This is a genomic window from Pseudomonas sp. SCT (assembly GCF_003864275.1).
In the GTDB taxonomy this organism is placed as follows: domain Bacteria; phylum Pseudomonadota; class Gammaproteobacteria; order Pseudomonadales; family Pseudomonadaceae; genus Stutzerimonas; species Stutzerimonas stutzeri_AE.
The window spans coordinates 51,722-77,284 of the sequence record NZ_BDJA01000007.1; the positions used below are offsets into that span (position 1 = coordinate 51,722).

The following is a 25,563-nucleotide window of genomic DNA, read 5'->3' on the forward strand; positions in this document are numbered from 1 at the left end:
TCAAAGCGGCATTCGCATGACGTCGTCGAACGCCGTCGTCAGTTTGTTGCGCACCTGCAGCAGGGCGGAGAACGACACGCTGGCCTTCTGACTGTCGATCATCGCGCCGACCAGATCGTCGCTCTTGCCGCTGTCGACCGCCGCCATCGCCGCGCTGGCCTGGCGCTGCTCGGCATCCACCGAACGCAGCGCCGCCTCGAACGAGCCGCTGATGGCGTTAGCCGCCATGCTCGACGGCCGGATCGGCTGCCCTTCGGCGGCCCCGGCCAGCTGTTGCATGCGGCCCAGCAGATCCTGCTGCACCTGAGTGATGGAACTCATGGTTGCTCTCCCCCGATCATTCAGAAATTCAGCTCGATGCCCTGCTCGCGCATCGCATTGAGGCGGTAGCGCAAGGCGCGCGAGGTCATGCCGAGGCTCGCGGCGGCCTTGGTCTTGTGGCCGTCGAAGCGGCGAATGGTGTCGATCACGTGCTGGTACTCGGCCCACTTGCCGCTGGCGCGCAGCGCTGCCTTGCCGTTCTCGGCCGCGAGCGTCAGCGGCTTTTCGACTCGGACCGATGCGGCCGCAGGTGCCGCCAGGCCGAGGTCCTGCGGCTGGATGAACAGGCCATTGCGCAGCACCAGCGCACGCTGCACCGTGTTTTCCAGCTCACGGGCATTGCCCGGCCAGTCGTGCTGCAGCAGCGCGCGGCAGGCATCCTCGGTGAGCAGCTCATCATGGGCCTCCTGCGGCGCGTACTTGCCGATGAAGCGGCGCGCCAGCGGCAACACATCTTCCTTGCGTTCGCGCAGCGGGCTGATGTGCAGCGGCAGCACGTCGAGGCGGAACATCAGGTCGGCACGGAAGCGGCCCTCGGCCACCTCCTGCTGCAGATCGCGGTTGGTCGCGGCGATGATGCGCACGTTCAGCTCGATCTCGCGCCGGCCACCCAGACGCTCCACACGCTGCTCCTGCAGCACCCGCAGCAGCTTGGCCTGCAGCCCCAGCGGCAGCTCGCCGATCTCGTCGAGCAGCAGGGTGCCGCCGTTGGCCAGCTCGAACTTGCCGGGCTGGGCACTCACCGCACCGGTGAAGGCGCCCTTTTCATGACCGAAGAGAATGGATTCGAGCATCTGCTCGGGAATTGCCGCGCAGTTGACCGCAATGAACGGAGCATCCGGACTGGCGGAGAAGCGATGGATGTAGCGCGCCATCAGCTCCTTGCCGGTACCGGTCTCGCCAGTGATGAGGATCGGCGCGCGAGTCAGCGAAACGCGCTGAGCCATGGCCAGCAGCCGGCGGCCGGCCTGGGAACAGGAGACGAAGCTTTCCTGGGCGGTCTCGGCGCAGACCTGGCGGCGCAGCAATGCAGCCAACTGGGCTTCACTGAAAGGCGACAGCAAGTAATCGACGCAACCGATCTCGAGCAGCGCTGCCGCCTTTTCCTGATCGGCGTATTCAACCACCGGGATGACACTTACATTGCGTGCCCGACGTGTCAGCGCCTCCACCTGTGCATATAAGGAGCGCGCCGGCAAACTTCCGACCACAACGAATATCAGGGAGAACTGATCGATCGCGGCTTTAACCAGTCCATCCAGATCGTCGTAGCGCTCAACTTTGCAGCCCTGCCGGCGCAAGCCAACCTGGAGAAAATCGCAAGCCGCCTCATGGGCACTTCCGATGATGGCGATCTTCTTCGCCGGCAATTCATCGAATAGCTCGTCGCATGAGTAATTCATTGCCTGACTGATACTCTTCAATGTGACCACCTTGCCCTTCCAGTATTGGCCGCGCTGGCGATGAGCGCGACACCAGAAACAAGCAAAAGAAAAAAAGATTTAATTTTCCGGAACCGAACGTCGTCTTCTGCATGGCAACTTCGCTGCCGAAGCGATCTACCCAACGGCACTTCCCGGACAAGTGCGCGCACGCTATCAGGACGCTGGATCAATCCCCCAATCAGTTCTGCTTAATTGAAATCAACCGATGCCTGATGAGCTCAAAAAAGCTCATTTGATATCTCTTGATTTAACCCCCTCACGCGCCCAGGCCTAGGATGGCGGCACGCTAGAGCCGTGCCCGGAAAACACCGGTGCCTGCCAGCCAACCATCTGCATGCACGGCCAGCGGCAACGCCGCCGTGTTAACCGACCCCAGGAAATACAGTTCACAACATGACTGGCAATTCAAAAGTCCACCATGGCGTGCCCGCCCAAAGCCTGACTGTATTGAAACCGCAGAAGCTGGGACGGCATCACCACAAGATTCCGCAGTACATAAAGGAAAGCACCAACAAGAACCCGCGCCTGATCGGCGACTACTTCCTGCGCAACTACCGGATCAACCTCGAGCTGAACAAGATCGATGTTCAGGAAGAGCGCAGCGAAGAGCCGGACGGCATTTATCGCTCGGCCATGGGCAAAGTTGGTTTTTCAATTGATCGCGCACTGCTTACAGAAGCCCTGGAGTGTTATTACGGCGGCACCGTAGTAGCCAGTCAGGACACCCCACCGATCAGTACGTCCGAGCAACGGATGCGCAATCGTCTGGGCATGGACATCACCGATATATTTGCGCGCTCGATATTGTCCGGCGAGACATTCGGCAAACTCGACAGTTATCGCAATGACTACGAGGAAACCAGCTGGGAATATGTGGCCGAGTACGAGTACATCAGCCATATCACCGGTAGCCGCTCCTCGATCTACATCTATCTGGATACCGACCTGGTCGACGAACTGACCAGCCGTCTCGCCGGCCCGGCCCCGGCGCGTTTGCCCGGCAACCCCATCGATCACATCAAGCATCTGCCGGTGCGCCTCGATTGCGTGGTCGCGGCGGCGCAGATGCCGCTGGCGCAGGTACTCGCGCTGCAGCTCGACGACATCCTGATGCTGCGCCCGCTGGACCGCTACGAAGTGCGCATCAACCAGCAGAAGCTCTATCGCGGCACCATCTTCGAAGAGGACGGGGCCCTGTTCCTTACTTCACTTGAAAGCGTGAACCCCCAATGAACGGCCATCTTTCCGACAACGAATTCGAAAACCTCATCAACGAAGGCGACCTCAGCCTGGATGCGGTCGACGCTCCGGCGCTCGAGGCCCCGGCCGCCGCACCTGCACCGCGCCAGGATCTGAGCTTCTTCGGCAAGATCCCGGTGAACGTCACTCTCGAGGTTGCCTCCGCGGAAATCTCCCTCAAGGAGCTGATGGAGTGCGATACCAGCAGCGTGATCGTGCTCGACAAGCTGGCCGGCGAACCGCTGGACGTGAAGGTCAACGGTACCCTGTTCGCCAAGGCCGAGGTGGTGGTGATGAACGGCAACTACGGCCTGCGCATCGTCGAGCTGTCCGGCACCAGCCTGGACGCCTTCGCCCCATGAACCTGCGTCGCGGCCTGAGCCTGTTCGGCCTGCTGCTGATCGGGCTGATGCCTCTGGCAGCCCAGGCCGCCGGCGGCGAGATCACCCTGTTCAACCTGAACGATACCGAGAACGGCCAGGAATTCTCGGTGAAGCTGCAGATCCTCATCATCATGACGCTGCTCGGCTTCCTGCCGGCGATGCTGATGATGATGACCTGCTTCACCCGCTTCATCATCGTCCTGGCCATCCTGCGCCAGGCCATCGGCTTACAGCAGAGCCCGCCGAACCAGGTACTGATCGGCATTGCCCTGATCGTCACCCTGCTGGTGATGCGCCCGGTCTGGCAGGAAATCCATAGCCAGGCCTACGAGCCGTTCCAGAACGACGAGATCACTCTTGAACAGGCACTCGATTCGGCCAAGGGCAGCCTGGCCGGCTTCATGCTGGCGCAGACCAACAAGAACTCCCTGGAAACCATGGTGGCCCTGGCCGGCGAACAGCTGCCGGAAAACCTCGACGAGCTGGATTTCTCGCTGCTGCTGCCGGCATTCGTGCTGAGCGAGCTGAAGACCGCGTTCCAGCTGGGCTTCATGATCTTCGTGCCGTTTCTGGTGATCGATCTGGTGGTGGCCAGCGTGCTGATGGCGATGGGCATGATGATGCTCTCGCCGATGATGATTTCGTTGCCGTTCAAGCTGATGGTGTTCGTGCTGGTCGATGGCTGGGCGCTGTTGATGGGGACGTTGACCACCAGTATTCAGCCGTTTTAGGTGATGGGAATGGATGCGTTTGCCAGGTGGTGGGGCTTGGAGAGTGGGGAGGCTGGGCACCTTTGCCGCGAAGTGTTTGGGCTTGGGGCTCTCCGAGTACAGCCCATTGGCGCAGTTGGCCGACGCATTGGTTTCGCCCGGCTGGGCGACTCACTTTTTTCAGTCGCGAAAAAAGTAAGCAAAAACGCTTGCCCCTCCATACGGCCCCGGCTGCGCCGGAGTTCCCTCGCTCCGGTGACGCTCCAGGGGCCCGCCGCGAAGGGTCATCCCTGGCCCATCGCGGCTCTCGCGGCATCCATGCCGCTCAACCCCTTCCACGCCACCTGCGCTCGGCCTCCTGAAAGGGGCGACTCGGTCGTGCCTGAAAGCTCTTGCAACGAAGTGGATGTGCGGGCTTCAAGGGATCGTAGGGTGGGTAACGCAAAGCTTACCCACCGATATTCAAAGGCAAATTTCTATACCGCCGATTGCGGTGGAAAATGCTTCGCAGTTTTCCACCCTACGGAGCCTGCCTGCGGGCAAAGCTGCTTTTCCATTGCACGAACTTCCAGACGACGCCAAACGCCCCTTTCAAAAGGCCGAATGGAATCGCTGCGCAGAGGGGCTAGCGGCATGGATGCCGCGAGAGCCGTGAAGGGCCATGGATGGCCCTTGCACGGCGACCCTCGGAGCAGCGATGGAGTGAGGGAAGTCGAGCGCAGCGAGACCCGGATGGAGGGGCAAGACCTTTTGGTTCCTTTTGGGGCGACTGCCAAAAGGGACTCGCCCAGCAGGGCGAAACCACTGCCTCAGCCAACCACAACAAAGAGCCATTACACCCGAGGCCAAAGCCGCTACCGGCTCGCCGCGACCTACAGCGGCTGTATCACCTTCCAGGTGCCCCAATGCTAACTCCCGACACCGCCGTCCATATCGTCTCCAACGCCATCCACGTGATCGTCCTGGTGGTCTGCGTACTGATCGTCCCGAGCCTGCTCGGCGGCCTCCTGATCAGCATTTTCCAGGCCGCCACCCAGATCAACGAACAGATGCTGAGCTTCCTCCCGCGCCTGCTGATCACCCTCGGCATGCTGGTGTTCGCCGGGCACTGGATCCTGCGCACGCTGAGCGATCTGTTCATCGAAACCTTCCAGCAGGCGGGTCGCCTGGTCGGCTGAATCATGCCCAACGATCCCCTGATGCACGCCGGCCAATACCTGCAATCACTGCTCGCCTACTGGTGGCCGTTCTGCCGGATCATGGCCGTGTTCAGCCTGGCGCCGATGTTCAATCACAAGGCGATCAGTGTACGCGTGCGCATCCTCCTGGCGCTGGCGCTGACCCTGGTGCTGGGCGCGGCGTTGCCGACGCCACCCAATCTCGACCCGCTGTCGCTGGCCGGCATGCTGACCGCCATCGAGCAGATCGCCATGGGCCTGCTGCTGGGCCTGGCGCTGCTGCTGGTGTTCACCGTGTTCACCCTGATCGGTGACGTGGTCTCGACTCAGCTCGGCCTGTCCATGGCGGTATTCAACGACCCCATGAACGGCGTCTCCTCGGCCTCGATCATCTACCAGCTGTACTTCATCCTGCTGGCGCTGCTGTTCTTCGCCGTCGACGGCCATCTGGTCACGGTAAGCATCATCTACCAGAGCTTCGTCTACTGGCCGATCGGCAGCGGGCTGTTCTACGACGGCCTGCAGACCATCGCCTGGTCGATGGCCTGGGTGATCTCGGCGGCGTTGCTGATCGCGCTGCCGATCGTCTTCTGCATGACCCTGGTGCAGTTCTGCTTCGGCCTGCTGAATCGCATCTCGCCGGCGATGAACCTCTTCTCGCTGGGCTTTCCCATGGCGATCCTGGCCGGGCTGTCGCTGATCTACCTGACCCTGCCAAACCTCGCCGAGGCTTACCTGCACCTGACCCGCGACCTGCTGGACAAGATCGGCGTACTGCTCAGGAGCAGCGGCCATGTCTGAGCAGAACAGCAGCCAGGAAAAGACCGAAGAGGCCTCCGAGCAGAAACTCAAGAAGAGTCGCGACGATGGCCAGGTCACCCGCTCCAAGGACGTTGCCACCACCGTGTCGCTGCTTGCCACGCTGCTGCTGCTCAAGCTCAGCGCCGGGGTGTTCCTCGACGGCATGCAGCAGAGCTTCAGCTACTCCTATATCAACTTCCAGCAGAGCGAGATCGGCATCGATGACGTGCAGGTGATTCTGCTGCACAACCTGCTGGTGTTCGTCAGCGTGCTGCTGCCGCTGCTGCTGACGCCGATCCTGGTCATCGCCTTTGCCCTGGTGCCGGGCGGCTGGGTATTCGCCTCGAAGAATTTCGCGCCGAACTTCGGCAAGCTCAACCCCATCACCGGACTGGGACGGATGGTCGGTGCGCAGAACTGGAGCGAGCTGGCCAAGTCGCTGCTGAAGATATCCGCGCTGCTCGGCATCGCCGGCTGGCAGCTGTACTACGCTGCGCCACGGCTGATCGCACTGCAGCGCACGGACATCTTCAACGCCATCGGTGGCGCCTTCTCGCTGACCTTCGATCTGGCGTTTTCGCTGCTGCTGGTGTTCGTCCTGTTCTCCTTCATCGACATCCCGCTGCAGCGCTTCTTCTTCCTGAAGAAGATGCGCATGACCAAGCAGGAGCGCAAGGAAGAGCACAAGAACCAGGAAGGCCGCCCCGAGGTGAAGGCACGCATCAAGCAGCTGCAACGCCAGCTCGCGCAGCGGCAGATCACCAAGGTGATCAAGGAGGCCGATGTGGTGATCGTCAACCCGACCCACTATGCCGTGGCGCTCAAGTACGACCCGAAGAAGGCCGAAACGCCCTTCGTCATCGCCCGCGGCGTCGACGAGATGGCGCTGTACATCCGCAAGATGGCCCAGGCCAATGCGCTGGAAGTGATCGAGCTGCCGCCGTTGGCCCGCGCGATCTACTACAGCACCCAGGTCAACCAGCAGATTCCGGCACCGCTCTATACCGCCGTGGCCCACGTGCTGACCTACATCCTCCAGCTCAAGGCCTGGAAACAGGGCCGTCGCCAGGGTAAACCGGCGCTGGCCAGCAACATCCACATCCCCGAAGAATTGTTCAACCGAGCACGCTCATGAGCCTGATGCAGAAACTGACGCCGACCTTCCGCAGTGGCCGGATCGGCATTCCGCTGATCATCCTGTCGATTCTGGCGATGATCATCCTGCCGCTGCCGCCGCAGCTGCTGGATATCCTGTTCACCTTCAACATCGCCATGGCGGTGCTGGTGCTGCTGGTCAGCGTATCGTCGAAGAGCCCGCTGGATTTCTCGCTGTTCCCCACGGTGATTCTGGTCACCACGCTGATGCGCCTGACCTTGAACGTCGCCTCGACGCGGGTGGTGCTGCTCGAGGGCCATACGGGCACCGGCGCGGCGGGCAAGGTGATCGAGGCCTTCGGCGAGGTGGTGATCGGCGGCAACTTCATCGTCGGCCTGGTGGTGTTCGTGATCCTGATGATCATCAACTTCATCGTCATCACCAAGGGCGGCGAGCGCATCTCCGAAGTCACCGCGCGCTTCACCCTCGACGCCCTGCCGGGCAAGCAGATGGCCATCGACGCCGATCTCAATGCCGGCCTGCTGACCCAGGAAGATGCCAAGGCACGGCGCCAGGAAGTGGCCAAGGAAGCCGACTTCTACGGTGCGATGGACGGTGCCTCGAAGTTCGTCCGCGGCGATGCCATCGCCGGCATCCTGATCTTGCTGATCAACCTGTTCGGCGGTTTCGCCATCGGTGTATTCGTCCACGATCTCGGCGCTGGCGAGGCCTTCAAGCAGTACGCCCTGCTGACCATCGGTGACGGCCTGGTGGCGCAGATTCCGGCGCTGCTGTTGTCCACCGCGGCGGCGATCATCGTCACCCGCATCAATGAATCCAGCGACATCACCAGCCAGGTCCAGCGCCAGCTGCTGGCCAACCCGGCCTCGCTGTACACCGTCGCCGGCATTCTCTTCGTGCTTGGCATGGTCCCGGGCATGCCGCACCTGGCGTTTCTCGGCTTCGCTGCGCTGATCGGCTTCATCGCCTGGCGCGTCTCGCTGCATGAACCGCCGGCCGCCGGCGCCGACCTCAAGGAGATCCAGCAGCTCGGCCAGGCCATGGACAAGGAAAAGGCGCAGAGCCTGGCATGGGAAGACATTCCGCTGGTCGAGCGGCTGTCGGTATCGCTCGGCTACAAACTGGTCGGGCTGGTCAACGAGGCCTCCGGCGCGCCACTGCCGGCGCGGGTACGCGGTGTGCGCCAGACACTCTCCGAGCACCTGGGCTTTCTGCTGCCGGAAGTGCAGATCCGCGATAGCCTCAGGCTCAAGGCCTCGCAGTACGACATCTACATCAATGGCGAGAAGATCGACGGCGCCGAGCTGCATGCCGACCGCCTGATGGCGATCCCCTCGCCGGAGCTGTACGGCGAGATCGACGGCATCCTCGGCACCGATCCGGCCTATCGCATGCAGGTCGTGTGGATCCAGCCGACCGACAAGTCGCGGGCGCTGAACCTCGGCTATCAGGTGATCGACTGCGCCAGCGTCATCGCCACGCACCTGAACAAGGTGATCCGCGAGCATCTGCCGGACCTGTTCAAGCACGACGACGTCGAGCACCTGATGCAGCGCCTGACCGTGCAGGCGCCGAAACTTGCCGAAAGCCTGAAGAACGCCCTGAGCTACACCCAGCAGATGCGCGTGTACCGTCAGCTGTTGCTGGAAGAAGTGCCGCTGCGCGACATCGAGACCATCGCCAGCACCCTGCTCGAATGCAGCGAAACCACCAAGGACCCGGTACTGCTCGCCGCTGACGTGCGCTATGCGCTGCGCCGCAGCATCGTTTCGATGGTCGCCGGTGACCGTCGTGAATTGGGCGTGTTCGTTCTGGAGAATGCGCTGGAAAACACCTTGCTCAACGCCCTGGCGATCGCCCAGCAGGCCGGACCGGTGAGCCTGGACAACATTCCGGTGGAACCAAGCCTGCTCAACCAGCTGCAGAACAGCATGCCGGTGGTGAAGGAAAAACTGCGCAAGGACGGCCACCCGCCGATCCTCACCGTGATGCCGCAGCTGCGCCCGCTATTGGCGCGTTACGCGCGGGTGTTCAGCCCGGGGCTGCACGTGCTGTCGCAGAACGAGATTCCCGACCGCGTCGGTGTGAACATCCTCGGCACGCTGGGCTGAGGGCAACCAGCCGCGGCAGCACAGGCCCTAGAAGACCTTGCGCCGCCGCGGCAGCTGTTGCGCGACCATGGCGGTGAATTCCGCCGACGGCCGATCGAGGGCGAAGCCCATTTCGAAGCTGTCGCGCCGTGAATCCTTGCGCGACCACTGACAGATCACCACCGCCTCGATCTGTCGCACCCGTTCACCCTGTTCCGGCACGTGCAGCACCATCTCGTAGCAACCGCCCACTGCCAGCGGCTGTTTGGCGACCAGGCGCAGCCCGCCGAGCGACAGATCGGCGACATAACCCATCGGCTCGCCGTTCAGCCGATTGGTGACCTGGATGCTGCTGATGTGGCGGAAGCTGAAGCGGCTGTGCTGGCGCATGTCCGTTGCTCGGGCAGATGGATCGGTGCTGCGGCACGGAAGGCTCCGCTACCGCAATCGCTGGCAGTGTATAGAGCCAGCAGGCGACCCGATCGCCGCTGCAGTTAAACGCAACCCGCCATCCCAATCATCCTCGTGATATCCGTCACACCGTCGCCCACTGCGCCTAGCGCTTCGACTCGCCCTGAGCCGGCTCGTCGCTGACTTCATCGGCCAATCCTGGCGGCACGTTGTAGGCACCGCCTGGCACGTCACTTTCGTCACCGCCGGCGACCTCGCCCTGGGTCGAGGTGGTCTCCGGATTCTGCTCGTGGGCATCGCCGCTCTGGTCGATGGACTCGATGCTTTCGCGGCCCTGTTCGTTCTCGCTCATCACGCGCTCCTCGTTCGTCGCAGCACCCCAGCCGATCCGGGGCCCTCTCGCTTAGGAAGGGCCGGGCCGGCGGAAGTTGCAGGGTCGAGCCGGCTTTCTGGACCAATGGCCGCTCGGCGGGGCAGCTGAACTAAACCCGCGACCGGGCAGCCAAAACTCCACTAGAACTGCCATAGAACAGAATCATGCAACTGACTTCTCGCAGCCTGCCGATCGCCCCTGCCATCAATGCGCAGCCGGACCAGTCGTCCCGGGCGCTGTACTTCACCCTCGTTCGCGAAGTCGATCAGCACGCGCGCGACAGTGCGGCGGATTACCTGCGCCTGCAGCTCGAAGCTGCTGCCGCCTTGCCCTACGACCTGCCGGAAGACCCGGCCGATCTGCACGCCTGGGTTGTTCAGCGCACCGAAACGGTTGGCCGCCAGTACCAGGCCTATCTCGATCAGCGCCGGGCCGGCGGGGCGCGTCGCTATTTCTCCAGCAAGGCCCATGCGTTGCACTTCCTCCGTGGGGTCGCGCCGACCAAGCTGGTGGATGGCGCCTGGCTCTACGGCCTGCTGCAGCGCTGGGACGATGCGCGTTTCACCGCACTGATCCAGACCTATCTGGAAGAGCTCGGCGAAGGTCTGCCGGAAAAGAATCATGTGGTGCTCTATCGCAAGTTGCTCGCCAGTCAGGGCTGCGACGACTGGCAGGAGCTGGACGATGAGCACTTCGTCCAGGGTGCCATTCAGCTGGCGCTGGCCGAGCATGCCGAGCAGTTCCTGCCGGAGGTGATCGGTTTCAACCTGGGCTACGAACAACTGCCGCTGCACCTGCTGATCACCTCCTACGAGCTGACCGAACTGGGCATCGACCCCTACTACTTCACCCTGCACGTCACCGTGGACAACGCCGACAACGGTCACGCGAAGAAGGCCGTGCAGGGCCTGCTGGACGCCTTGCCGCAAGTCGGCGACAGCGCGGAGTTCTATCGACGGGTGCGCGACGGCTACCGGCTCAACGACCTCGGCGCCAGCACTGTCTCGGTGATCGGCGACTTCGATCTGCCCCGCGAGGTGCAGCGCATCTTCGAGAAGAAGGCCGCGGTCGGTCAGTTCGTGCATTCCGACTATTGCCGCTTCGAAGGTCGCACGGTCAACCAGTGGCTGGCCGAGGACGTCGAGCAGTTCCTCGCCGTGCTGGACAAGCGCGGCTGGATCAAGCGCGGCCATGACCCGCAGGAAAGTCGCTTCTGGCAACTCATCGTCGGCGAACAGGCACCGATGTTCGGGGTCTTCAGCGCCTATGAGCAGCAGATGATCCATGACTGGATCGCCCCCGACTGGCAGCCAGACGGCAAGCGCAGCCCGCGCGGTGCGCTGCTGCAGCGGCAGGCACTGTTCAACAGCCGCCGCGTGCCGCAGGTGCCGAGTGCAGCGCAACCGGCTGCGGCTGCTGCCGGCAACGATTTCGACGAAGAACTGCAGCTGCTCGAGCAGCAGGTGGCGCGCCTGCCCGATCGCGCCGCACGCATGCGCCTGCTGCTGCCGCTGCTCGCTCCGCAACGCCACCACACTGCCGCCGGGCTGCTCGCCACGCGGCTGTTCAACGGACTTTTCAACTGACGGCACCATCAAGGAAAGCGACGATGACCATGGAAAACGCGCAGGACCGCGCGCTGCTGCATCTGGGCCAGGCGCTGCGCGATCGCGGCTATCACTTCATCACCCCCACGCCGCTGACCCATGAACGGGTCAATCTGCGTCCGGAAAACGCGCTCGCCGAGGACCTGCCAGGGGTGTTCGGCTGGAGCCGCCCGTTCCAGCACGAACTGCTGCCACCACCGCTGTTCAGCCTGATGGATCAGGCCGCCGTGCTGGAAGCCCACGGCTCGCGCTGGCGCTCCAAGGTGCGCCTGTCCAGCCTCGACGGTCAGCTATTCCTGCACTCGGCCTTTCCCACCGAAGCCAGCGATGCGGTGTTCTTCGGGCCGGACACCTACCGTTTCGCCAGCGCCATCCGCTGCCACCTGAATCAGCATGCCGGCGAGATCCGCCGCGTGGTGGACATCGGCTGCGGCTCGGGCGCCGGCGCGATTCTCACCGCCCTGGCGCGACCGCAAGCCGAAGTGCTGGCGGTAGATATCAACCCACAGGCGCTGCGCCTGACCCGCATCAACGCGGCGCTGGCGGGTGTGGACAACTTGCGCACCGAACACAGTGACCTGCTGAGCAACGCGCAAGGCGAGTTCGATCTGGTCCTGGCCAACCCACCCTATCTGGTCGACGCCGATCAGCGCGCCTACCGCCACGGCGGCGGCCCGCTGGGGGCTGGTCTGTCGCTGGCAATTCTCGATGCCGCGCTCGGCCGGCTGGCACCGGGCGGCACGCTGCTGCTGTACACCGGGGTCGCCATGATCGACAACCAGGACCCGTTCCTGGCCGAGGTGCGCCAGCGCCTGGAGCGTACCGACCTGCAGTGGGGCTACCGTGAAATCGACCCGGACGTATTCGGCGAGGAGCTGCTTGGCGGCGCCTATACCCAGTGCGATCGCATCGCTGCCGTGGTGCTGGAAGTGACGCGGGCGGCGAGCTGAACGTTCCCGCGTGGAACACGCTTCGCGGTTTTCCACCCTGCGATCGGCCAGGCGTAGGGTGGATAACGCCGCAGGCTTATCCACGCGCAAGTGAGCGCGCTTATCAGACCGGCAATAGCACCAGAATCAGCGACAGGCTGATCAGCGAGCCCAGCGTCGACAGCAGCACCACCCGCGACACCCGCGAGCCTTCGCGTCCATAAAATTCCGCGAGCATGTACGGCCCGGTCCCGGTCGGTAACGCGCTGAGCAGCAGCGCCGAATAGGCCCACAGGGTGGGCAGCTCGAACACCTGAAAAGCCAGATACCAGGTGATCAGCGGCTGCACCACCAGCTTCAGCCCCACCAGCGGCCACACCCCCTGTACCTTGCCTCCCGGCTGCGGCTGGGCGAGGAACAGCCCCAGCGAAACCAGCGCACAAGGCGCCGCGGCCGCACCCAGCAGCTTGAGCAGCGTCGCCAGCGGCACCGGCAATTGCAGGGCACTCGCCGCCCAGAGCGCACCGAGCAGCGGCGCAATCACCAGAGGATTGCGTACCAGTGCACTGCTTACCTTGCCGAGCGTGCGCAGCAAGCCCTGCCCGGCATGCAGGCCGGTCTCGACGCAGGCCAGGGCAATGGCGAACAGCACGCAGACAACCACGATCGAGGCGACCATCGCCGGCTGCAGCGCCTCGTCGCCGAGCACCAGCATGCACAGCGGAATGCCGACATAGCCGGTGTTGGCGTAGGAGGCTCCCAGCGCATCCAGGCTGGCGTCGACCAGCGGCTGCTTCTGCAACATGCGATACGCAAGAGTGAAGGCAAACACGCCAAGGCAGCCGATGGCGAACGCGGCGATAAAGCCGGGCTGCCAGAGCTGCTCCCAGGTCGAGGTGGCGACGACGCTGAACAGCAGCGCCGGCAGGCCCAGCCAGACCACGAAACGGTTGAGTTCCGAGGCGCCGGTCGGCCCCATCCTGCCGCTACGGCGGCACAGGTAACCGAGCAGGATCAGCGCAAAGACGGGCAGGACGACATTGACGACCGAAGACATGGACTCTCATCTGCAAACTGGCGGCGCGGCACTAGGCCTGGACCAAAACGGCCGGCCACCATAGCAAATGCGGCGGATCGTCGCGCACAGAGTCGACCAGGCTGTGCCCGGCCGACCCGGACTTCAGCTCAGTGAAGCGATGGCGAATAGCCGTTGGGTTCGGCTCGTGCGGCAGCGAACTCGGTCTCGACGCTGCCACGAACCTGCGCAGTGCCACCGGGAAAACCGCTGCGGTCGCTGTAGTCCCATTCGACTGCCGGAACCCGCTCCTCATCCAATGCCTTGGCGCAGCTCAGGTCCAGCGCGGTAATACCGGCTACCGCGCCGGCGGCGATGGCCGCATTCGCCGGCTCGTGGCCGTGCTCGATGCTCCAGCCGAGACCGGCCAGGTCCAGGGCATCGCCGCCGATACGGCCGTAGATCCAGGGCTTGGGATCATCCGCCAGCAGGATGCCGACCCCAGTGGCGATCTCGCGCAGCCCGCAGGCGCGGACCAGCCCGTCGCTGCCGGGCATGCCGATAAAGCGTGCGACCTGCCGCGGCGCCACCAGCTGGACGAAGCCCAGACCGATGCTGAACCAGCCCAGCCCACGCGCCAGCGTGCGCGCGGAATGGTTGGGCCGGGTGACTTGACGTGGAATGCTCATAAAGACTCCTCGCTCGATAGCTTGGCTCGGCCAATCCCTACTTTAGGGATCGGCGACCGGTTCATGGCTTGAGGACCACCTTGATGCAGCCGTCATGCTTGTCGCGGAAAGTCTTGTACATCTCCGGACCCTGCTCGAGGCTGACGCTGTGGGTGATGACGAAGCTCGGATCGATCTCGCCTTCCTGGATGCGCCTGAGCAGGTCATCGGTCCAGCGGTTGACGTGGGTCTGGCCCATGCGGAAGGTCAGGCCCTTGTTCATCGCCGCGCCAAACGGGATCTTGTCGATCAGCCCGCCGTAGACGCCGGGAATCGAGATGATCCCGGCCGGGCGGCAGACGTAGATCATCTCGCGCAGCACGTGCGGCCGATCGCTCTCGAGCATCAGCGCCTGCTTGGCGCGGTCGTACATCGAATCGATCGAGCGGGCCGCGTGCGCCTCCATGCCCACCGAGTCGATGCATTTCTCCGGCCCCTTGCCACGGGTCAGCTCCTTGAGCCGCTCGAGTACGCTCTCTTCATCGAAGTTGATGGTGATGGCGCCGCCAGCGCGGGCCATCGACAGCCGCTCGGGCACGTTGTCGATGCAGATGACCTGCTCGGCGCCCATCATCACCGCGCTGCGGATGGCGAACTGGCCAACCGGCCCCGCGCCCCATATCGCCACCGTGTCGGTGGGCTGGATGTCGCATTGCGCCGCGGCCTGCCAGCCGGTGGGCAGGATGTCGCCGAGGAACAGCACCTGCTCATCGGTCAGGCCATTGGGAATCACCACCGGCCCGACATCGGCATAGGGCACGCGCACGTACTCGGCCTGGCCGCCGGCATAGCCGCCGGTGAGGTGGGTGTAGCCGTAAAGACCGGCAGTGGTGTGGCCGAACACCTTGTCGGCGATGTCCTTGTTGCGATTGGTGCGCTCGCACACCGAGAAGTTGCCGCGCCGGCACTGGTCGCACTCGCCGCAGACGATGGTGAAGGGCACCACCACGCGGTCGCCGACCTTGAGCTTCTTGTTCGCCGAGCCAACCTCCATCACCTCGCCCATGAACTCGTGGCCCATGATGTCGCCATGCTGCATGCCGGGCATGAAGCCGTCATACAGGTGCAGGTCGGAGCCGCAGATGGCGCAGGACGACACCTTGATGATGGCGTCGCGCGGGTCTTCGATGGAGGGATCGGGGACGTGGTTGTCGCAACGGATGTCGTGCTTGCCGTGCCAGCGGAGGGCTCTCATGGACAATCTCCTGGTCGGGTTTCGGAAACGCCGTCTCGGTGATTCTCCTTTGCTGCCTCGCTGTAGCTCCTCTGTGGCCGGTGCGGCGTGCTGTCAGGGATTTAGTAAGCAGCGCCGCAGCAGAGTTGCCGTTTACCGACGGGCTGCACTAATGCCGATTGCGACCCAGCGAGGCGTAGCCGTCGCGATAGCTGGGAAACCTGGGTTTCCAGCCCAGCGCGCGGGCGCGGGCATTGCTGCAGCGCTTGCTGCCGGCGCGGCGAGTCATGCTCTGCTCGGCCCAGTGGGTGATACCCAGCTGTTCGCGCAGCCAGTCGACGACTTCATGCAGCGGCGCCGGATCGTCGTCGACCCCGAGGTAGCACGATTCGAGCGCAACGCCGCTGGCGTCGGCCTGCAGCAGAAAGGCCAGCAGCGCGGCGGCATCGTCGCGATGAATGCGATTGCTGTACTGCGGCGGATCACGCTCGACGCGCAAGCCGGCACGCACCTGGTTCTGCAGCCAGGGCCGCGTTGGGTCGTAGAGGCCACCCATGCGCACACAGGTGGCCGGTACGCCACAGCCCAGGGCGAGCTGTTCGGCCTCGAGCATCACCTGTCCGGTGAAACCGCCAGGCTCGGTGGCCGAGGCCTCGTCGATCCATTCGCCGTCGCGCTGGGCGTACACGCCGGTGCTGGAGACGAACAGCACGCGTCGAGGCTGCTGACCATGCTGCTGCAGCCAGCCGAGTACATTGCGCAATCCTTCGACATAGGCCTGGCGGTAGCCAGCCTCATCATGCTCGGTGGCAGAGGCGGCATAGACCAGATAGTCCAGTCCGCCGTTGGGCCAGCTGCGCGGACAGGCCGCATCGGCAAGGTCACCCTTGATCGGCAGGATCGGCACCGGCAGCTCGGCGGCGTTGCGCCGCAGGCCATAGACGGTCCAGCCGGCACGACTCATTTGCAGGCCGAGACGACTGCCAAGGTCGCCGCAACCTGCGATCAATACGCTCAGGCGCTTGCCCATGTTCTGCTCCCTAAGTTGCACCCGCTACGCGGGCCGTATGTGCTGGAGTGTACCGACTTTCACACCACGGCCGACTGGTTGGTTCTGCGCTGCGCAAAAGGCTATGCTTGCAGGCACTTTGATGGATGCTGACTATGACTCTGACCGAACTGCGCTACATCGTCACGCTTGCCCAGGAACAGCACTTCGGCCGTGCCGCCGAACGCTGTCATGTCAGCCAGCCGACCCTCTCGGTCGGCGTGAAAAAGCTCGAGGACGAGCTCGGCGTACTGATCTTCGAACGCACCAAGAGCGCGGTGCGCCTGACCCCAGTCGGCGAAGGCATCGTGACCCAGGCGCAGAAAGTGCTGGAGCAGGCGCAGAGCATCCGCGAGCTGGCCCAGGTCGGCAAGAATCAGCTCGCCGCACCACTCAAGGTCGGCGCCATCTACACCGTCGGCCCTTACATGTTCCCGCACCTGATTCCGCAGCTGCATCGCGTGGCGCCGGACATGCCGCTGTACATCGAAGAGAACTTCACCCACATCCTGCGCGACAAGCTGCGCACCGGCGAGCTGGACGCGATCATCGTCGCGCTGCCGTTCCAGGAAGCCGACGTGCTGACCAAGCCGCTCTACGACGAGCCCTTCTACGTGCTGATGCCGGCCGACCATCCGTGGACTGCCAAGGAAACCATCGACGCCGAGATGCTCAACGACAAGAGCCTGCTGCTGCTCGGCGAAGGCCACTGCTTCCGCGATCAGGTGCTCGAAGCCTGCCCGACCACCCGCAAGGGCGAAGCACCGAGCCACACCACGGTCGAATCCAGCTCGCTGGAAACCATCCGCCACATGGTCGCCTCGGGGCTGGGCGTATCGATCCTGCCGCTGTCGGCGGTGGAGAGCCACCACTACTCCCCCGGCGTGCTGGAAATCCGCCCGCTGACGCCGCCGGTACCGTTCCGTACCGTGGCGATCGCCTGGCGCGCCAGCTTCCCGCGGCCCAAGGCCATCGAGATCCTCGCCGACTCGATTCGCCTGTGCTCGGTAGGCAAACCGACGGCGGCGAAATCCTGAGGCCATGAGCGAACTGGCGACCGTTCCGGTCACCGCACTCAAGGGCGTCGGCGCCGCACTGGCCGAGAAGCTCGCCAGGGTCGGCCTGGAAACCCTGCAGGACGTGCTCTTCCACCTGCCGCTGCGCTACCAGGACCGCACCCGCGTGGTGCCGATTGGTGCACTGCGACCGGGACAGGACGCGGTGATCGAAGGCGTCGTATCCGGCGCCGATATCGTCATGGGTCGCCGCCGCAGCCTGCTGGTGCGCCTGCAGGATGGCAGCGGCACGCTGAGCCTGCGCTTCTACCACTTCAGCCAGGCGCAGAAGGAAGCCATGAAGCGCGGCACCCAGCTGCGCTGCTACGGCGAGGCGCGCCCCGGGGCCTCGGGGCTGGAGATCTACCACCCGGAATACCGCGCACTGACCGGCGAGCCGGCGCCGGTGGAACAGACCCTGACGCCGATCTACCCGACCACCGAAGGCCTGACCCAGCAGCGCCTGCGCAACCTCAGTGAACAGGCGCTGAGCCGTCTCGGGCCGCACAGCCTGCCGGACTGGCTGCCCGCCGAACTGGCCCGTGATTATCGGCTCGGCCCGCTGGACCAGGCGTTGCGCTACCTGCACCGGCCACCGGCCGACGCCAATCTGGAAGAACTCGCCGAAGGCCGCCACTGGGCGCAGCATCGCCTGGCCTTCGAGGAACTGCTGACCCATCAGCTGTCGCTGCAGCGCCTGCGCGAACGGGTTCGCGCCCAGCAGGCGCCTTCACTGCCACCGGCGCGGCGACTGCCGCAGCAATTTCTCGCCAACCTCGGCTTCGCTCCCACCGGTGCGCAGCAGCGCGTCGGCGCCGAGATCGCCTATGACCTGGCCCAGGACGAGCCCATGCTGCGCCTGGTGCAGGGCGACGTGGGCGCCGGCAAGACGGTGGTTGCCGCCCTTGCGGCGCTGCAGGCGCTGGAAGCCGGCTACCAGGTGGCGCTGATGGCGCCGACCGAGATCCTCGCCGAGCAGCACTTTCTCAACTTCAGCAAGTGGCTCGAACCGCTCGGTATCGAGGTCGCCTGGCTGGCCGGCAAGCTCAAGGGCAAGGCGCGCGCCGCATCGCTGGAGCAGATCGCCGGCGGCTGCCCGATGGTGGTCGGCACCCATGCGCTGTTCCAGGACGAAGTGGTGTTCAAGCGCCTGGCGCTGGTGATCATCGACGAGCAGCACCGCTTCGGCGTGCAGCAGCGTCTGGCGCTGCGGCAGAAGGGCATCGACGGTCGACTCTGCCCGCATCAGCTGATCATGACCGCCACGCCGATCCCGCGGACCCTGGCGATGAGCGCCTACGCCGATCTCGATACCTCGATCCTCGACGAGCTGCCACCGGGGCGCACCCCGGTGAACACCCTGGTGATCGCCGACAGCCGCCGCCTGGAAGTGATCGAACGGGTACGCATCGCCTGCAACGAGGGGCGCCAGGCCTACTGGGTGTGCACGTTGATCGAGGAATCCGAGGAACTGACCTGCCAGGCCGCGGAAACCACCTTCGAGGATCTTTCGGCTGCGCTGGTCGGCTTGCGCGTCGGGCTGATCCACGGGCGCATGAAGCCGGCCGAGAAGGCCGCGGTGATGGAGCAGTTCAAGCGCGGCGAATTGCAGCTGCTGGTCGCCACCACCGTCATCGAGGTGGGCGTGGACGTGCCCAATGCCAGCCTGATGATCATCGAGAACCCGGAACGGCTGGGCCTGGCGCAGCTGCACCAGCTGCGCGGACGGGTCGGCCGTGGCAGTGCGGCAAGTCATTGCGTGCTGCTGTACCATCCGCCGCTGTCGCAACTGGGCCGCGAGCGGCTGGCGATCATGCGCGAGACCTGCGACGGCTTCCTGATTGCCGAAAAGGACCTGGAACTGCGCGGCCCCGGCGAGATGCTCGGCACCCGCCAGACCGGTCTCTTGCAATTCAAGGTCGCCGACCTGATGCGCGACGCCGAGCTGCTGCCGGCGGTGCGCGACGCTGCGCAGGAGCTGCTGGCGCGCTGGCCGCAACATGTCAGCCCGCTGCTCGAACGCTGGCTGCGTCATGGCCAGGAATACGGCCAGGTCTGACAACCATCCGTCGCCGCAACGCCCGCGCCCGGCGGCTTCGCTATACTCGGCAGGTCACCACAACAGGTCCGCTCATGAATACTGCTGTCGACACCGAAAGCTGCTCCGAACTGCCCCTGCTGATCACCAAGCTGTTGAAAGACCTCGGTGTGAGTTACCAGATTCAGCGCGATCGCCCCAATTTCCCGGCCGCACAACGGGTCCAGGCGGTGCTGCTGGACGACAGCATCGGCGCCATGCTGGTGCTCTTCCCACAGGATCATCTGCTCGACCTGGCGCGATTGGCCGAACTCACCGGTCGCGAACTGGCTGCAGTGAAACCAGAACGACTGGCGCGCATGCTCGCCAAGCACGAGCTGACTCGACTGCCCGGCCTGCCGCCATTGACCAGTTCGCCCTGCCTGTACGAAGAGCAGCTGCTGCAGCAACCGCGCCTGCTGGTGGAATCCGGCCAGCCGGGGCTATTGGTGGAAGTCGCCGGTGGCGAGTTCAAGCGCATGCTGAGCAAAGCCACGGCAGGCAGCTTCGCCGTGCCGCTGAACACTATCCGGCCCAATCTGAACCGCCCGAACGATGACCGTGCGGAAATTACCCAGGCGGTGCAGAGCTTCACCGCGCGGCGCATCCAGAAGCGCCTGGAAGAAACCATCGAAATCCCGCCGCTGCCGCACACAGCGCAGAAGATCATCAAGCTGCGGGTCAACCCCGAAGCCACGGTCGACGACATCACCGGTGTGGTGGAAACCGACCCCGCCCTGGCCGCACAGGTGATCAGCTGGGCGGCTTCGCCGTACTACGCGGCGCCCGGGCGTATCCGCTCGGTAGAGGACGCCATCGTCCGCGTGCTGGGCTTCGATCTGGTGATCAACCTCGCCCTCGGTCTGGCACTGGGCAAGACCATCAGCCTGCCCAACGACAAACCGCAGGACGCCACGCCCTACTGGCAGCAGGCGATCTATACCGCGGCGGTGATCGAGGGGCTGACCCGCGCGATTCCCCGTGAACAGCGCCCGGAGCCCGGCCTGAGCTACCTCGCCGGCCTGCTGCACAACTTCGGCTATCTGGTGCTGGCGCACGTCTTTCCGCCACATTTCTCGCTGATCTGTCGGCATCTGGAAGCCAACCCGCACCTGTCGCACAGCCATGTCGAGCAGCATCTGCTGGGCATCACCCGTGAGCAGATCGGTGCCTGGCTGATGCGTCTGTGGGGCATGCCCGAGGAACTGGCCGCCGCCCTGCGCTTCCAGAACGACCCGGGCTACGACGGCGAGGATGCGGCCTATCCGAACCTGGTCTGCCTGGCGGTGCGCATGCTGCGCAACCGCGGTATCGGCAGCGGGCCGGATGCCGAAGTACCGCAGGAACTGTTCGATCGCTTGGGTATTACCCGCGAAAAAGCCAACGATGCCGTGGCCAAGGTGCTTGCCGCCGAAGCTGCGCTACGTGCGCTGGCGATGCAGTTCAATACACCACATTGACGACCGATGCCGTCGGGTCTGCGCCAAAGGCTGCAGGCCCGGCGGCAGCCCCGGACTCAGGCACCCTCAAGTGCTGGCGCGAAAGCTCACCCGCGCATTCACCAACCCTTCTCCGGCGCGTTCCAGGCTGACTTCGGTAACGCTCACGCCCTGGCCCTGCAGCGCGTCGAACCAGCGCAGCAGCAGCGCATAAGAGGCCCCGGGAAGGCTCACCTGCAGGCTACCGTCGCTGCCGTTGTCGAAACTCTCGATCGACAGATTGCCCTGCTGCGCGCTTTCGGTGATCACGCCCTGCAGCTGCTCCGGTGCCAATTCGACCTGATTGCTGCGCTCCATCTGCCGCGCCAGTTCGGTGTTCTGCTCCATGTAAGCGTGCAGCTCGCGCTGCGCCTGGTAGTACTCGCGAGCGTCGGCGGCCTGGCGCTGGGCCGGCAGCCACAGCCAGAGGTAGAACAGCACCGCAAGCAGAAACGCGCCAAGCAGGCTCAGCGAGGTGCGCTCGCGTGGGGCCAGCCGTTGCCAGCGCTGCCACAGTGGTGAATCGGCGAGGCGCACGGCCAGTTGTTGCTTGAGATTCATCATCAGCCTCCGATCACCACGCGCGCACTGACGCCGTCGCCTTCACGACTGGCCGAGCCCAGCTGCACGCTCTGCCCCGCTTCACCCAGACGCCGGCGCAGGGTTTCCAGCGTGGCAAAGTCCATCGCCTGTACCTGCAGCGCCAGATCACCGCGATCCTGGTTGTAGTCGAGCTGGCCGATAGTCACCGGAATACCATCTTCCAGCGCTGCGGCGGCATGATCGAGCAGACGCAGGAAGCCCGCCTGACCACCGCTGCCGCGGGCCAGGTGATCATCGAACTGCGCGCGCATATTGACGATGCGGATGTCCTCGGGGAACAGCTCACGGTACAGCGCCAGGCTGGCGTCGGCATAGGCATCGCCCTGACGCTGGAAATACCAGGCCTGGCTCAGGTTGAAACCCAGCTGCACCAGCAGAATCAGCCCGGCGACCGCAAACAGTGGTTTCCAGTAACCGAGGCCGGTGTTGCCGACCTCCACGGCGAAGTCACCCTGGGCAAGGTTGATCGCCGCCGCGCGCTGGCTGACTAGAAAGGTGTAGGGGTCCTCCACCTGTCGATAACCCTCCACCACTGCCGGCGGTTCGGCCGCATCGCCCTGCGCATGCCAGGGCACCGGGCAAAAGGCGGAGAGCTGTGGCCAGTCTTCGCTTGCGAAGGCCATTCGCGTTTCACCGATGCCACCAAGCAGGCCACGCTCGCCGACGAACAGTAGCTGCGTGTCCTCGCGCGGCAGCAGGTCGGCATCGACATGGATCGCCACGATCAGCAGACCCAGCTCACGATGCTGCTCCAGCCAGCCGGCCAGCAGCTGGCGACGGATCGCCACGACGCGCTGGCGGCCATCGGGCAGCGTTTCGCCCAACGCCAGATGCAGATCATCGACGTTTTCGGCAAGCAGCTCCTCGGCGGCGTAGGCCAGCGCCTGCTGCATCCAGCGCGCCTTGCGGGTGGGCAGGCTGATCGCGAAGAAGCTGCAGACTTCGGCCGGCAGAATCAGGCTGATCGCGCCGCTGCCACCGCCGCAGTCGGCCAGGGGCTGCCAGCGGCCAGGGCCGTCCTTGGGCAGCCAATAGACACGCGTAGCGCCATCGAGCGTGGCAGGGCTGTCGGCGGGCAGAAACAGGCAATCCATGATCTAGCGTTCTCCATCGGATGAGCGGGCCAGCCGAGCAGGCTGGCCAAGATTTCGCGCGAGCACGCGCACGCTGCCGTCCTGCTCGCGTTGCAACAGGCTGACCAGCGCCAACCGGCGATCGCCCAGACGCACTTCGCTGGTGGCCTGGAAGAATTGACTGCCAACCGCCAACGCAGTGCCCTGCAGCGTAGTCCCGGCCATGGCCGGCTGCGCGAGGAAGGCCGCGCTGTTGCGAAACGGTGCGACGCGGCGCAGCTCCACCAGCGACTCGGCCGCACCGAGGTTGAGGTTGTCGCTCAAGCTGGACAGCACCATCGCGCTGGCCGTGTTCACGTTCAGCGGCACGTTAGGCGGCAACGCAGCGACATAGGGCGCCAGTCGCTGGAAATCCTCCTCGCGCATGTCCAGCAGCAGGCGCAGCTCGGACAAATCATGCAGCCGACGCCCGGCATTGCGGTAAGGCGGGTCCAGCGCAAGATAGGCGTTGTCTTCGGCGCCGAATTCGCCACTCGGCTGCTGGTCGGGATCTAGCCAGTCGACCAAGCGCTCGGCGTAGGGCGCGCTGATCTGCAGGCGCAGCAAGAGGCGGCGAAACTGCTCGACCGCTGCAGTATTGGGCTGCTGGTCGCGGAGCAGGTCGTTGAGATTGAAGCGCCCGGCCAGATCCTCGATACGCACCAGGATTTCGCCCTGATCGATCTCGAACGCCGGCAGCGGCTGCGCCCAGGGTTCGAGCAGATGATCGACCGCCGCGGCCTCACCACTGGCGCCCGGCTCGCCAGTCGCGCCGGTCCGCAGATCGCGAGCGAGGATGGCCTGCGCCAGCGCCTCGCCGCCCAGCGCGTAATGCCAGGCCTGGCGCGCCTGAAGCTGGTTGCTGCTGGCACGGATGCTGAGCTGCTGACGCGCGACCATCGCCGCGCTGACCACGGTGACGATGGCCACCACCAGCAGCACGGTAATCAGGGCAACGCCGCGCTGACGCTTCATTGCGGCAGCTCCCCTTCGAACGGCTCGGGCACGCCTTCGGCGCCGGGCAATGCCTGCTGCGTCGTCTGCTCGGCGGCATCCGGCAGCCGCAGCACGCGCGTAACTCGACCGTAGCGGGCATGTTCGATGCTCAGTTCCAGCCCGACCGGCAAGCGCTCGGCAGCGTCTTCCGGGCTGCCGCGGCCGAAATCGAATGGCGGCCATTCCTCGTGCCACACGGCTTCCTCGTCCAGATAGCGCAACTGCAGGCCCTGCACGTTCTCCAGCACCCGCTGCACCCGCGGCTCGCTGTCGAGATCGCGGTCGAGCACCACCCAGTAGACACGTTCGAGATTCTGCCCGGCCAGCCGCCAGCGCACCCGCTGCAGATTGGCGCGGCGCAGTCCGGTGGGGTTGCGCCAGCCGGCACGGGTCAATTCCAGCACCGGCGCGCCGTCGTCGCCGCCGAGCTGGCCGATGAAGGCATTGCGCTCGTCGCCGAAGCCGTCGCGAATCGGCCGTCCGACTACCTGTTGCAGGTCGCGCTCGAAGGCCCACACCGCACGGCTGAGCTCCCGCAGTTGCTGCTCCTGCGCGCGCACGGCCTCGTCGCTTTGCAACACCGCCTCGAGCATGCGGTAGGTACCCAGGCCAAGCAGCGCGAACAGGGCGATGGCAATCAGCAGCTCGAGCAAGGTAAAACCGGCGCTGGTGCGCGCGTGGGCGTTCATTGGCGCGCCACTCCCGGGCCGACCGCAATGAAGCCGGTGAGGCTGGTCACCGCACGCTCTGACAAGGGGCCGCTGCGCGCGCGCGGCGTCTGCAGCGCGACCCAGACGGTGACGCGCAGCAGGCCAGGGTCGGCGCTGGCCTCGATTTCGCTGAGCGTTTGCCACTTGCGGCTGCCGTAATCCAGCTCCTGGGTTTCGCGGCCGATGGCAGGCGGCGTCTGCTGCAACTGCAGTTCGCTGATGCGGTTGTCGGCGATCCAGCCGGCCAGGGTCAGTTCTTCCAAACGCCCTGCGTTGGTCAGACTTCGTCCGGCAGCGGTAAGCACCACGGCCGACACGCTGGCGAAGATCGCCAATGCCACCAGCACTTCGAGCAGGGTGAAGCCACGGCCGACCCTGGGCAAGTGTCTGCTCATCGCTTGTCCTCGATGACTTGCGCCTCAGGCAGACGAAAACCGTCGCTGGCGATCAGCCAGGCACCGCCGCGCGGCTTACGTTCGGACAGGCGCAGGTTGAATGGCGATAGCTCGCCGCTGGAAAGGATCAGCAGTTGCGGTTCCAGTCGCGGTGCCCGCCGTGCCGTGCGCTCATCATCGCGGGACAGCCCGGCGCGGTCGTCTTCGCGCTGGGTTGGGGCCAGCAGTTCCAGCGGCGTGCCGTCCAGTTCCAGATCCAGGCGCATCCACTCCGGCACCTTGTGCACCTTGCGTCGCTCGACTTCCAGCCAGCGTGTGGCCGCCTCGTCGTAGCGCAGTACGCGATAGCCCTCGCTGTTGACCAGCAGGCCGTATTCGCGACTGTCGAGCACCGCCTCATCGCTGAGCACGCCGATCAGCGCCGCCAGGCGCCGCGCCTCGTCACGCAGCTCGCGCGAGGTGCTCGAACCGCCGACGCTGAGCACCGCCACGCTGACCAGAATGCCCAGCAGGACGATGACCACCAGCAGCTCGATCAGCGTGAAGGCGCGGGCGCGCTGCCGCATCG

The 25,563-nt window shown here is 64.8% G+C and carries 26 protein-coding genes; 12 read left to right on the forward strand and 14 right to left on the reverse strand.

Going from position 1 to position 25,563, the window contains the following annotated elements; genetic code table 11:
* Both fliE and BHD08_RS17465 read right to left on the reverse strand, forming a co-directional pair.
* Entirely contained in the window at nt 1-321 is a 321-nt protein-coding gene (fliE, locus tag BHD08_RS17460; RefSeq protein WP_015278803.1) for a flagellar hook-basal body complex protein FliE, read from the reverse strand.
* Between the two features lie 20 nt (nt 322-341).
* Nucleotides 342-1,724, reverse strand: a complete 1,383-nt coding sequence (locus BHD08_RS17465) for a sigma-54 dependent transcriptional regulator (protein WP_041756824.1) — start codon at nt 1,722-1,724, stop codon at nt 342-344.
* 435 nt (nt 1,725-2,159) lie between these two features.
* On the opposite strand from BHD08_RS17465, the gene BHD08_RS17470 reads away from it, so the two are divergent.
* The 7 genes from BHD08_RS17470 (at nt 2,160) to BHD08_RS17500 (ending at nt 9,305) form a co-directional block, all read left to right on the forward strand.
* Nucleotides 2,160-2,999 (forward strand): FliM/FliN family flagellar motor switch protein, encoded by an 840-nt coding sequence (locus BHD08_RS17470; RefSeq protein ID WP_015278805.1) that lies wholly within the window; start codon nt 2,160-2,162, stop codon nt 2,997-2,999.
* Complete coding sequence (gene fliN / locus BHD08_RS17475; protein WP_015278806.1) at nt 2,996-3,367, forward strand: flagellar motor switch protein FliN; 372 nt, start codon at nt 2,996-2,998, stop codon at nt 3,365-3,367. The genes BHD08_RS17470 and fliN overlap by 4 nt, the downstream gene beginning before the upstream one ends.
* A complete protein-coding gene (fliP, locus tag BHD08_RS17480) occupies nt 3,364-4,119 on the forward strand; it encodes a flagellar type III secretion system pore protein FliP (RefSeq protein WP_125023824.1) in 756 nt (251 codons plus the stop codon). The genes fliN and fliP overlap by 4 nt, the downstream gene beginning before the upstream one ends.
* Nucleotides 4,120-5,003: 884 nt before the next feature.
* Nucleotides 5,004-5,276, forward strand: a complete 273-nt coding sequence (locus BHD08_RS17485; protein ID WP_014595416.1) for a flagellar biosynthetic protein FliQ — start codon at nt 5,004-5,006, stop codon at nt 5,274-5,276.
* A gap of 21 nt (nt 5,277-5,297) precedes the next feature.
* Nucleotides 5,298-6,077, forward strand: coding sequence for a flagellar biosynthetic protein FliR (fliR, locus tag BHD08_RS17490; protein ID WP_125024064.1), 780 nt, complete (start codon nt 5,298-5,300; stop codon nt 6,075-6,077).
* On the forward strand, nt 6,070-7,212 hold the full coding sequence (flhB, locus tag BHD08_RS17495) for a flagellar type III secretion system protein FlhB (protein ID WP_015278810.1): 1,143 nt from the start codon (nt 6,070-6,072) through the stop codon (nt 7,210-7,212). Before fliR ends, flhB begins: the two co-directional genes overlap by 8 nt.
* Nucleotides 7,209-9,305, forward strand: coding sequence for a flagellar biosynthesis protein FlhA (locus tag BHD08_RS17500; protein ID WP_125023826.1), 2,097 nt, complete (start codon nt 7,209-7,211; stop codon nt 9,303-9,305). The genes flhB and BHD08_RS17500 overlap by 4 nt, the downstream gene beginning before the upstream one ends.
* Nucleotides 9,306-9,332: 27 nt before the next feature.
* On the opposite strand, the gene BHD08_RS17505 is transcribed toward BHD08_RS17500, so the two are convergent.
* Both BHD08_RS17505 and BHD08_RS17510 read right to left on the reverse strand, forming a co-directional pair.
* Nucleotides 9,333-9,674, reverse strand: a complete 342-nt coding sequence (locus BHD08_RS17505) for a PilZ domain-containing protein (RefSeq protein ID WP_015278812.1) — start codon at nt 9,672-9,674, stop codon at nt 9,333-9,335.
* Nucleotides 9,675-9,840: 166 nt separating this feature from the next.
* Nucleotides 9,841-10,047 (reverse strand): hypothetical protein, encoded by a 207-nt coding sequence (locus BHD08_RS17510; protein ID WP_125023828.1) that lies wholly within the window; start codon nt 10,045-10,047, stop codon nt 9,841-9,843.
* Between the two features lie 185 nt (nt 10,048-10,232).
* Between BHD08_RS17510 and BHD08_RS17515 the strand changes: the two genes are divergently transcribed.
* Together BHD08_RS17515 and BHD08_RS17520 are read left to right on the forward strand one after the other, a co-directional pair.
* Complete coding sequence (locus BHD08_RS17515; RefSeq protein WP_125023831.1) at nt 10,233-11,654, forward strand: iron-containing redox enzyme family protein; 1,422 nt, start codon at nt 10,233-10,235, stop codon at nt 11,652-11,654.
* Between the two features lie 23 nt (nt 11,655-11,677).
* Nucleotides 11,678-12,625, forward strand: coding sequence for a class I SAM-dependent methyltransferase (locus BHD08_RS17520; RefSeq protein ID WP_125023833.1), 948 nt, complete (start codon nt 11,678-11,680; stop codon nt 12,623-12,625).
* Nucleotides 12,626-12,728: 103 nt separating this feature from the next.
* Here the strand turns inward: BHD08_RS17520 and BHD08_RS17525 are convergent, their stop codons facing one another.
* The 4 genes from BHD08_RS17525 to BHD08_RS17540 form a co-directional block, all read right to left on the reverse strand.
* The gene (locus tag BHD08_RS17525) at nt 12,729-13,661 is read right to left on the reverse strand and encodes an AEC family transporter (RefSeq protein ID WP_125023835.1); all 933 of its coding nucleotides are present in this window, start codon (nt 13,659-13,661) and stop codon (nt 12,729-12,731) included.
* A 128-nt stretch (nt 13,662-13,789) separates the two neighbouring features.
* The gene (locus BHD08_RS17530; RefSeq protein ID WP_125023837.1) at nt 13,790-14,308 is read right to left on the reverse strand and encodes a transcriptional regulator; all 519 of its coding nucleotides are present in this window, start codon (nt 14,306-14,308) and stop codon (nt 13,790-13,792) included.
* 61 nt (nt 14,309-14,369) lie between these two features.
* Complete coding sequence (locus BHD08_RS17535) at nt 14,370-15,542, reverse strand: zinc-dependent alcohol dehydrogenase (RefSeq protein ID WP_015278818.1); 1,173 nt, start codon at nt 15,540-15,542, stop codon at nt 14,370-14,372.
* A gap of 148 nt (nt 15,543-15,690) precedes the next feature.
* Nucleotides 15,691-16,551 (reverse strand): NAD-dependent epimerase/dehydratase family protein, encoded by an 861-nt coding sequence (locus tag BHD08_RS17540; protein WP_125023839.1) that lies wholly within the window; start codon nt 16,549-16,551, stop codon nt 15,691-15,693.
* A 134-nt stretch (nt 16,552-16,685) separates the two neighbouring features.
* On the opposite strand from BHD08_RS17540, the gene BHD08_RS17545 reads away from it, so the two are divergent.
* The 3 genes from BHD08_RS17545 to BHD08_RS17555 all read left to right on the forward strand — a co-directional run bounded on the left by BHD08_RS17545 (nt 16,686) and on the right by BHD08_RS17555 (nt 21,161).
* A complete protein-coding gene (locus tag BHD08_RS17545) occupies nt 16,686-17,606 on the forward strand; it encodes a hydrogen peroxide-inducible genes activator (RefSeq protein WP_015278820.1) in 921 nt (306 codons plus the stop codon).
* Nucleotides 17,607-17,610: 4 nt separating this feature from the next.
* The gene (gene recG / locus BHD08_RS17550) at nt 17,611-19,683 is read left to right on the forward strand and encodes an ATP-dependent DNA helicase RecG (protein WP_125023841.1); all 2,073 of its coding nucleotides are present in this window, start codon (nt 17,611-17,613) and stop codon (nt 19,681-19,683) included.
* 74 nt (nt 19,684-19,757) lie between these two features.
* Nucleotides 19,758-21,161 carry an aminoacyl-tRNA deacylase and HDOD domain-containing protein gene (locus BHD08_RS17555; protein WP_125023843.1) on the forward strand — a complete coding sequence of 468 codons (1,404 nt, stop codon included), beginning with the start codon at nt 19,758-19,760 and terminating at the stop codon, nt 21,159-21,161.
* 66 nt (nt 21,162-21,227) lie between these two features.
* Here BHD08_RS17555 and BHD08_RS17560 read toward each other — a convergent pair whose 3' ends face one another.
* From BHD08_RS17560 to gspH, 6 genes are read right to left on the reverse strand one after another with little or no spacing between them, the layout of a single operon-like run.
* The gene (locus tag BHD08_RS17560) at nt 21,228-21,743 is read right to left on the reverse strand and encodes a type II secretion system protein M (protein WP_041756827.1); all 516 of its coding nucleotides are present in this window, start codon (nt 21,741-21,743) and stop codon (nt 21,228-21,230) included.
* Complete coding sequence (gene gspL, locus BHD08_RS17565) at nt 21,743-22,876, reverse strand: type II secretion system protein GspL (protein WP_125023845.1); 1,134 nt, start codon at nt 22,874-22,876, stop codon at nt 21,743-21,745. The genes BHD08_RS17560 and gspL overlap by 1 nt, the downstream gene beginning before the upstream one ends.
* A 3-nt stretch (nt 22,877-22,879) precedes the next feature.
* Complete coding sequence (gene gspK / locus BHD08_RS17570; protein ID WP_125023847.1) at nt 22,880-23,869, reverse strand: type II secretion system minor pseudopilin GspK; 990 nt, start codon at nt 23,867-23,869, stop codon at nt 22,880-22,882.
* Nucleotides 23,866-24,579: a type II secretion system minor pseudopilin GspJ gene (gspJ, locus tag BHD08_RS17575; RefSeq protein WP_125023849.1), complete on the reverse strand. Its 714-nt coding sequence runs from the start codon at nt 24,577-24,579 to the stop codon at nt 23,866-23,868. The genes gspK and gspJ overlap by 4 nt, the downstream gene beginning before the upstream one ends.
* Nucleotides 24,576-24,995: a type II secretion system minor pseudopilin GspI gene (gspI, locus tag BHD08_RS17580; RefSeq protein ID WP_125023851.1), complete on the reverse strand. Its 420-nt coding sequence runs from the start codon at nt 24,993-24,995 to the stop codon at nt 24,576-24,578. Before gspI ends, gspJ begins: the two co-directional genes overlap by 4 nt.
* Nucleotides 24,992-25,561 (reverse strand): type II secretion system minor pseudopilin GspH, encoded by a 570-nt coding sequence (gene gspH, locus BHD08_RS17585; RefSeq protein ID WP_125023853.1) that lies wholly within the window; start codon nt 25,559-25,561, stop codon nt 24,992-24,994. The genes gspI and gspH overlap by 4 nt, the downstream gene beginning before the upstream one ends.
* Nucleotides 25,562-25,563: the final 2 nt, after the last annotated feature.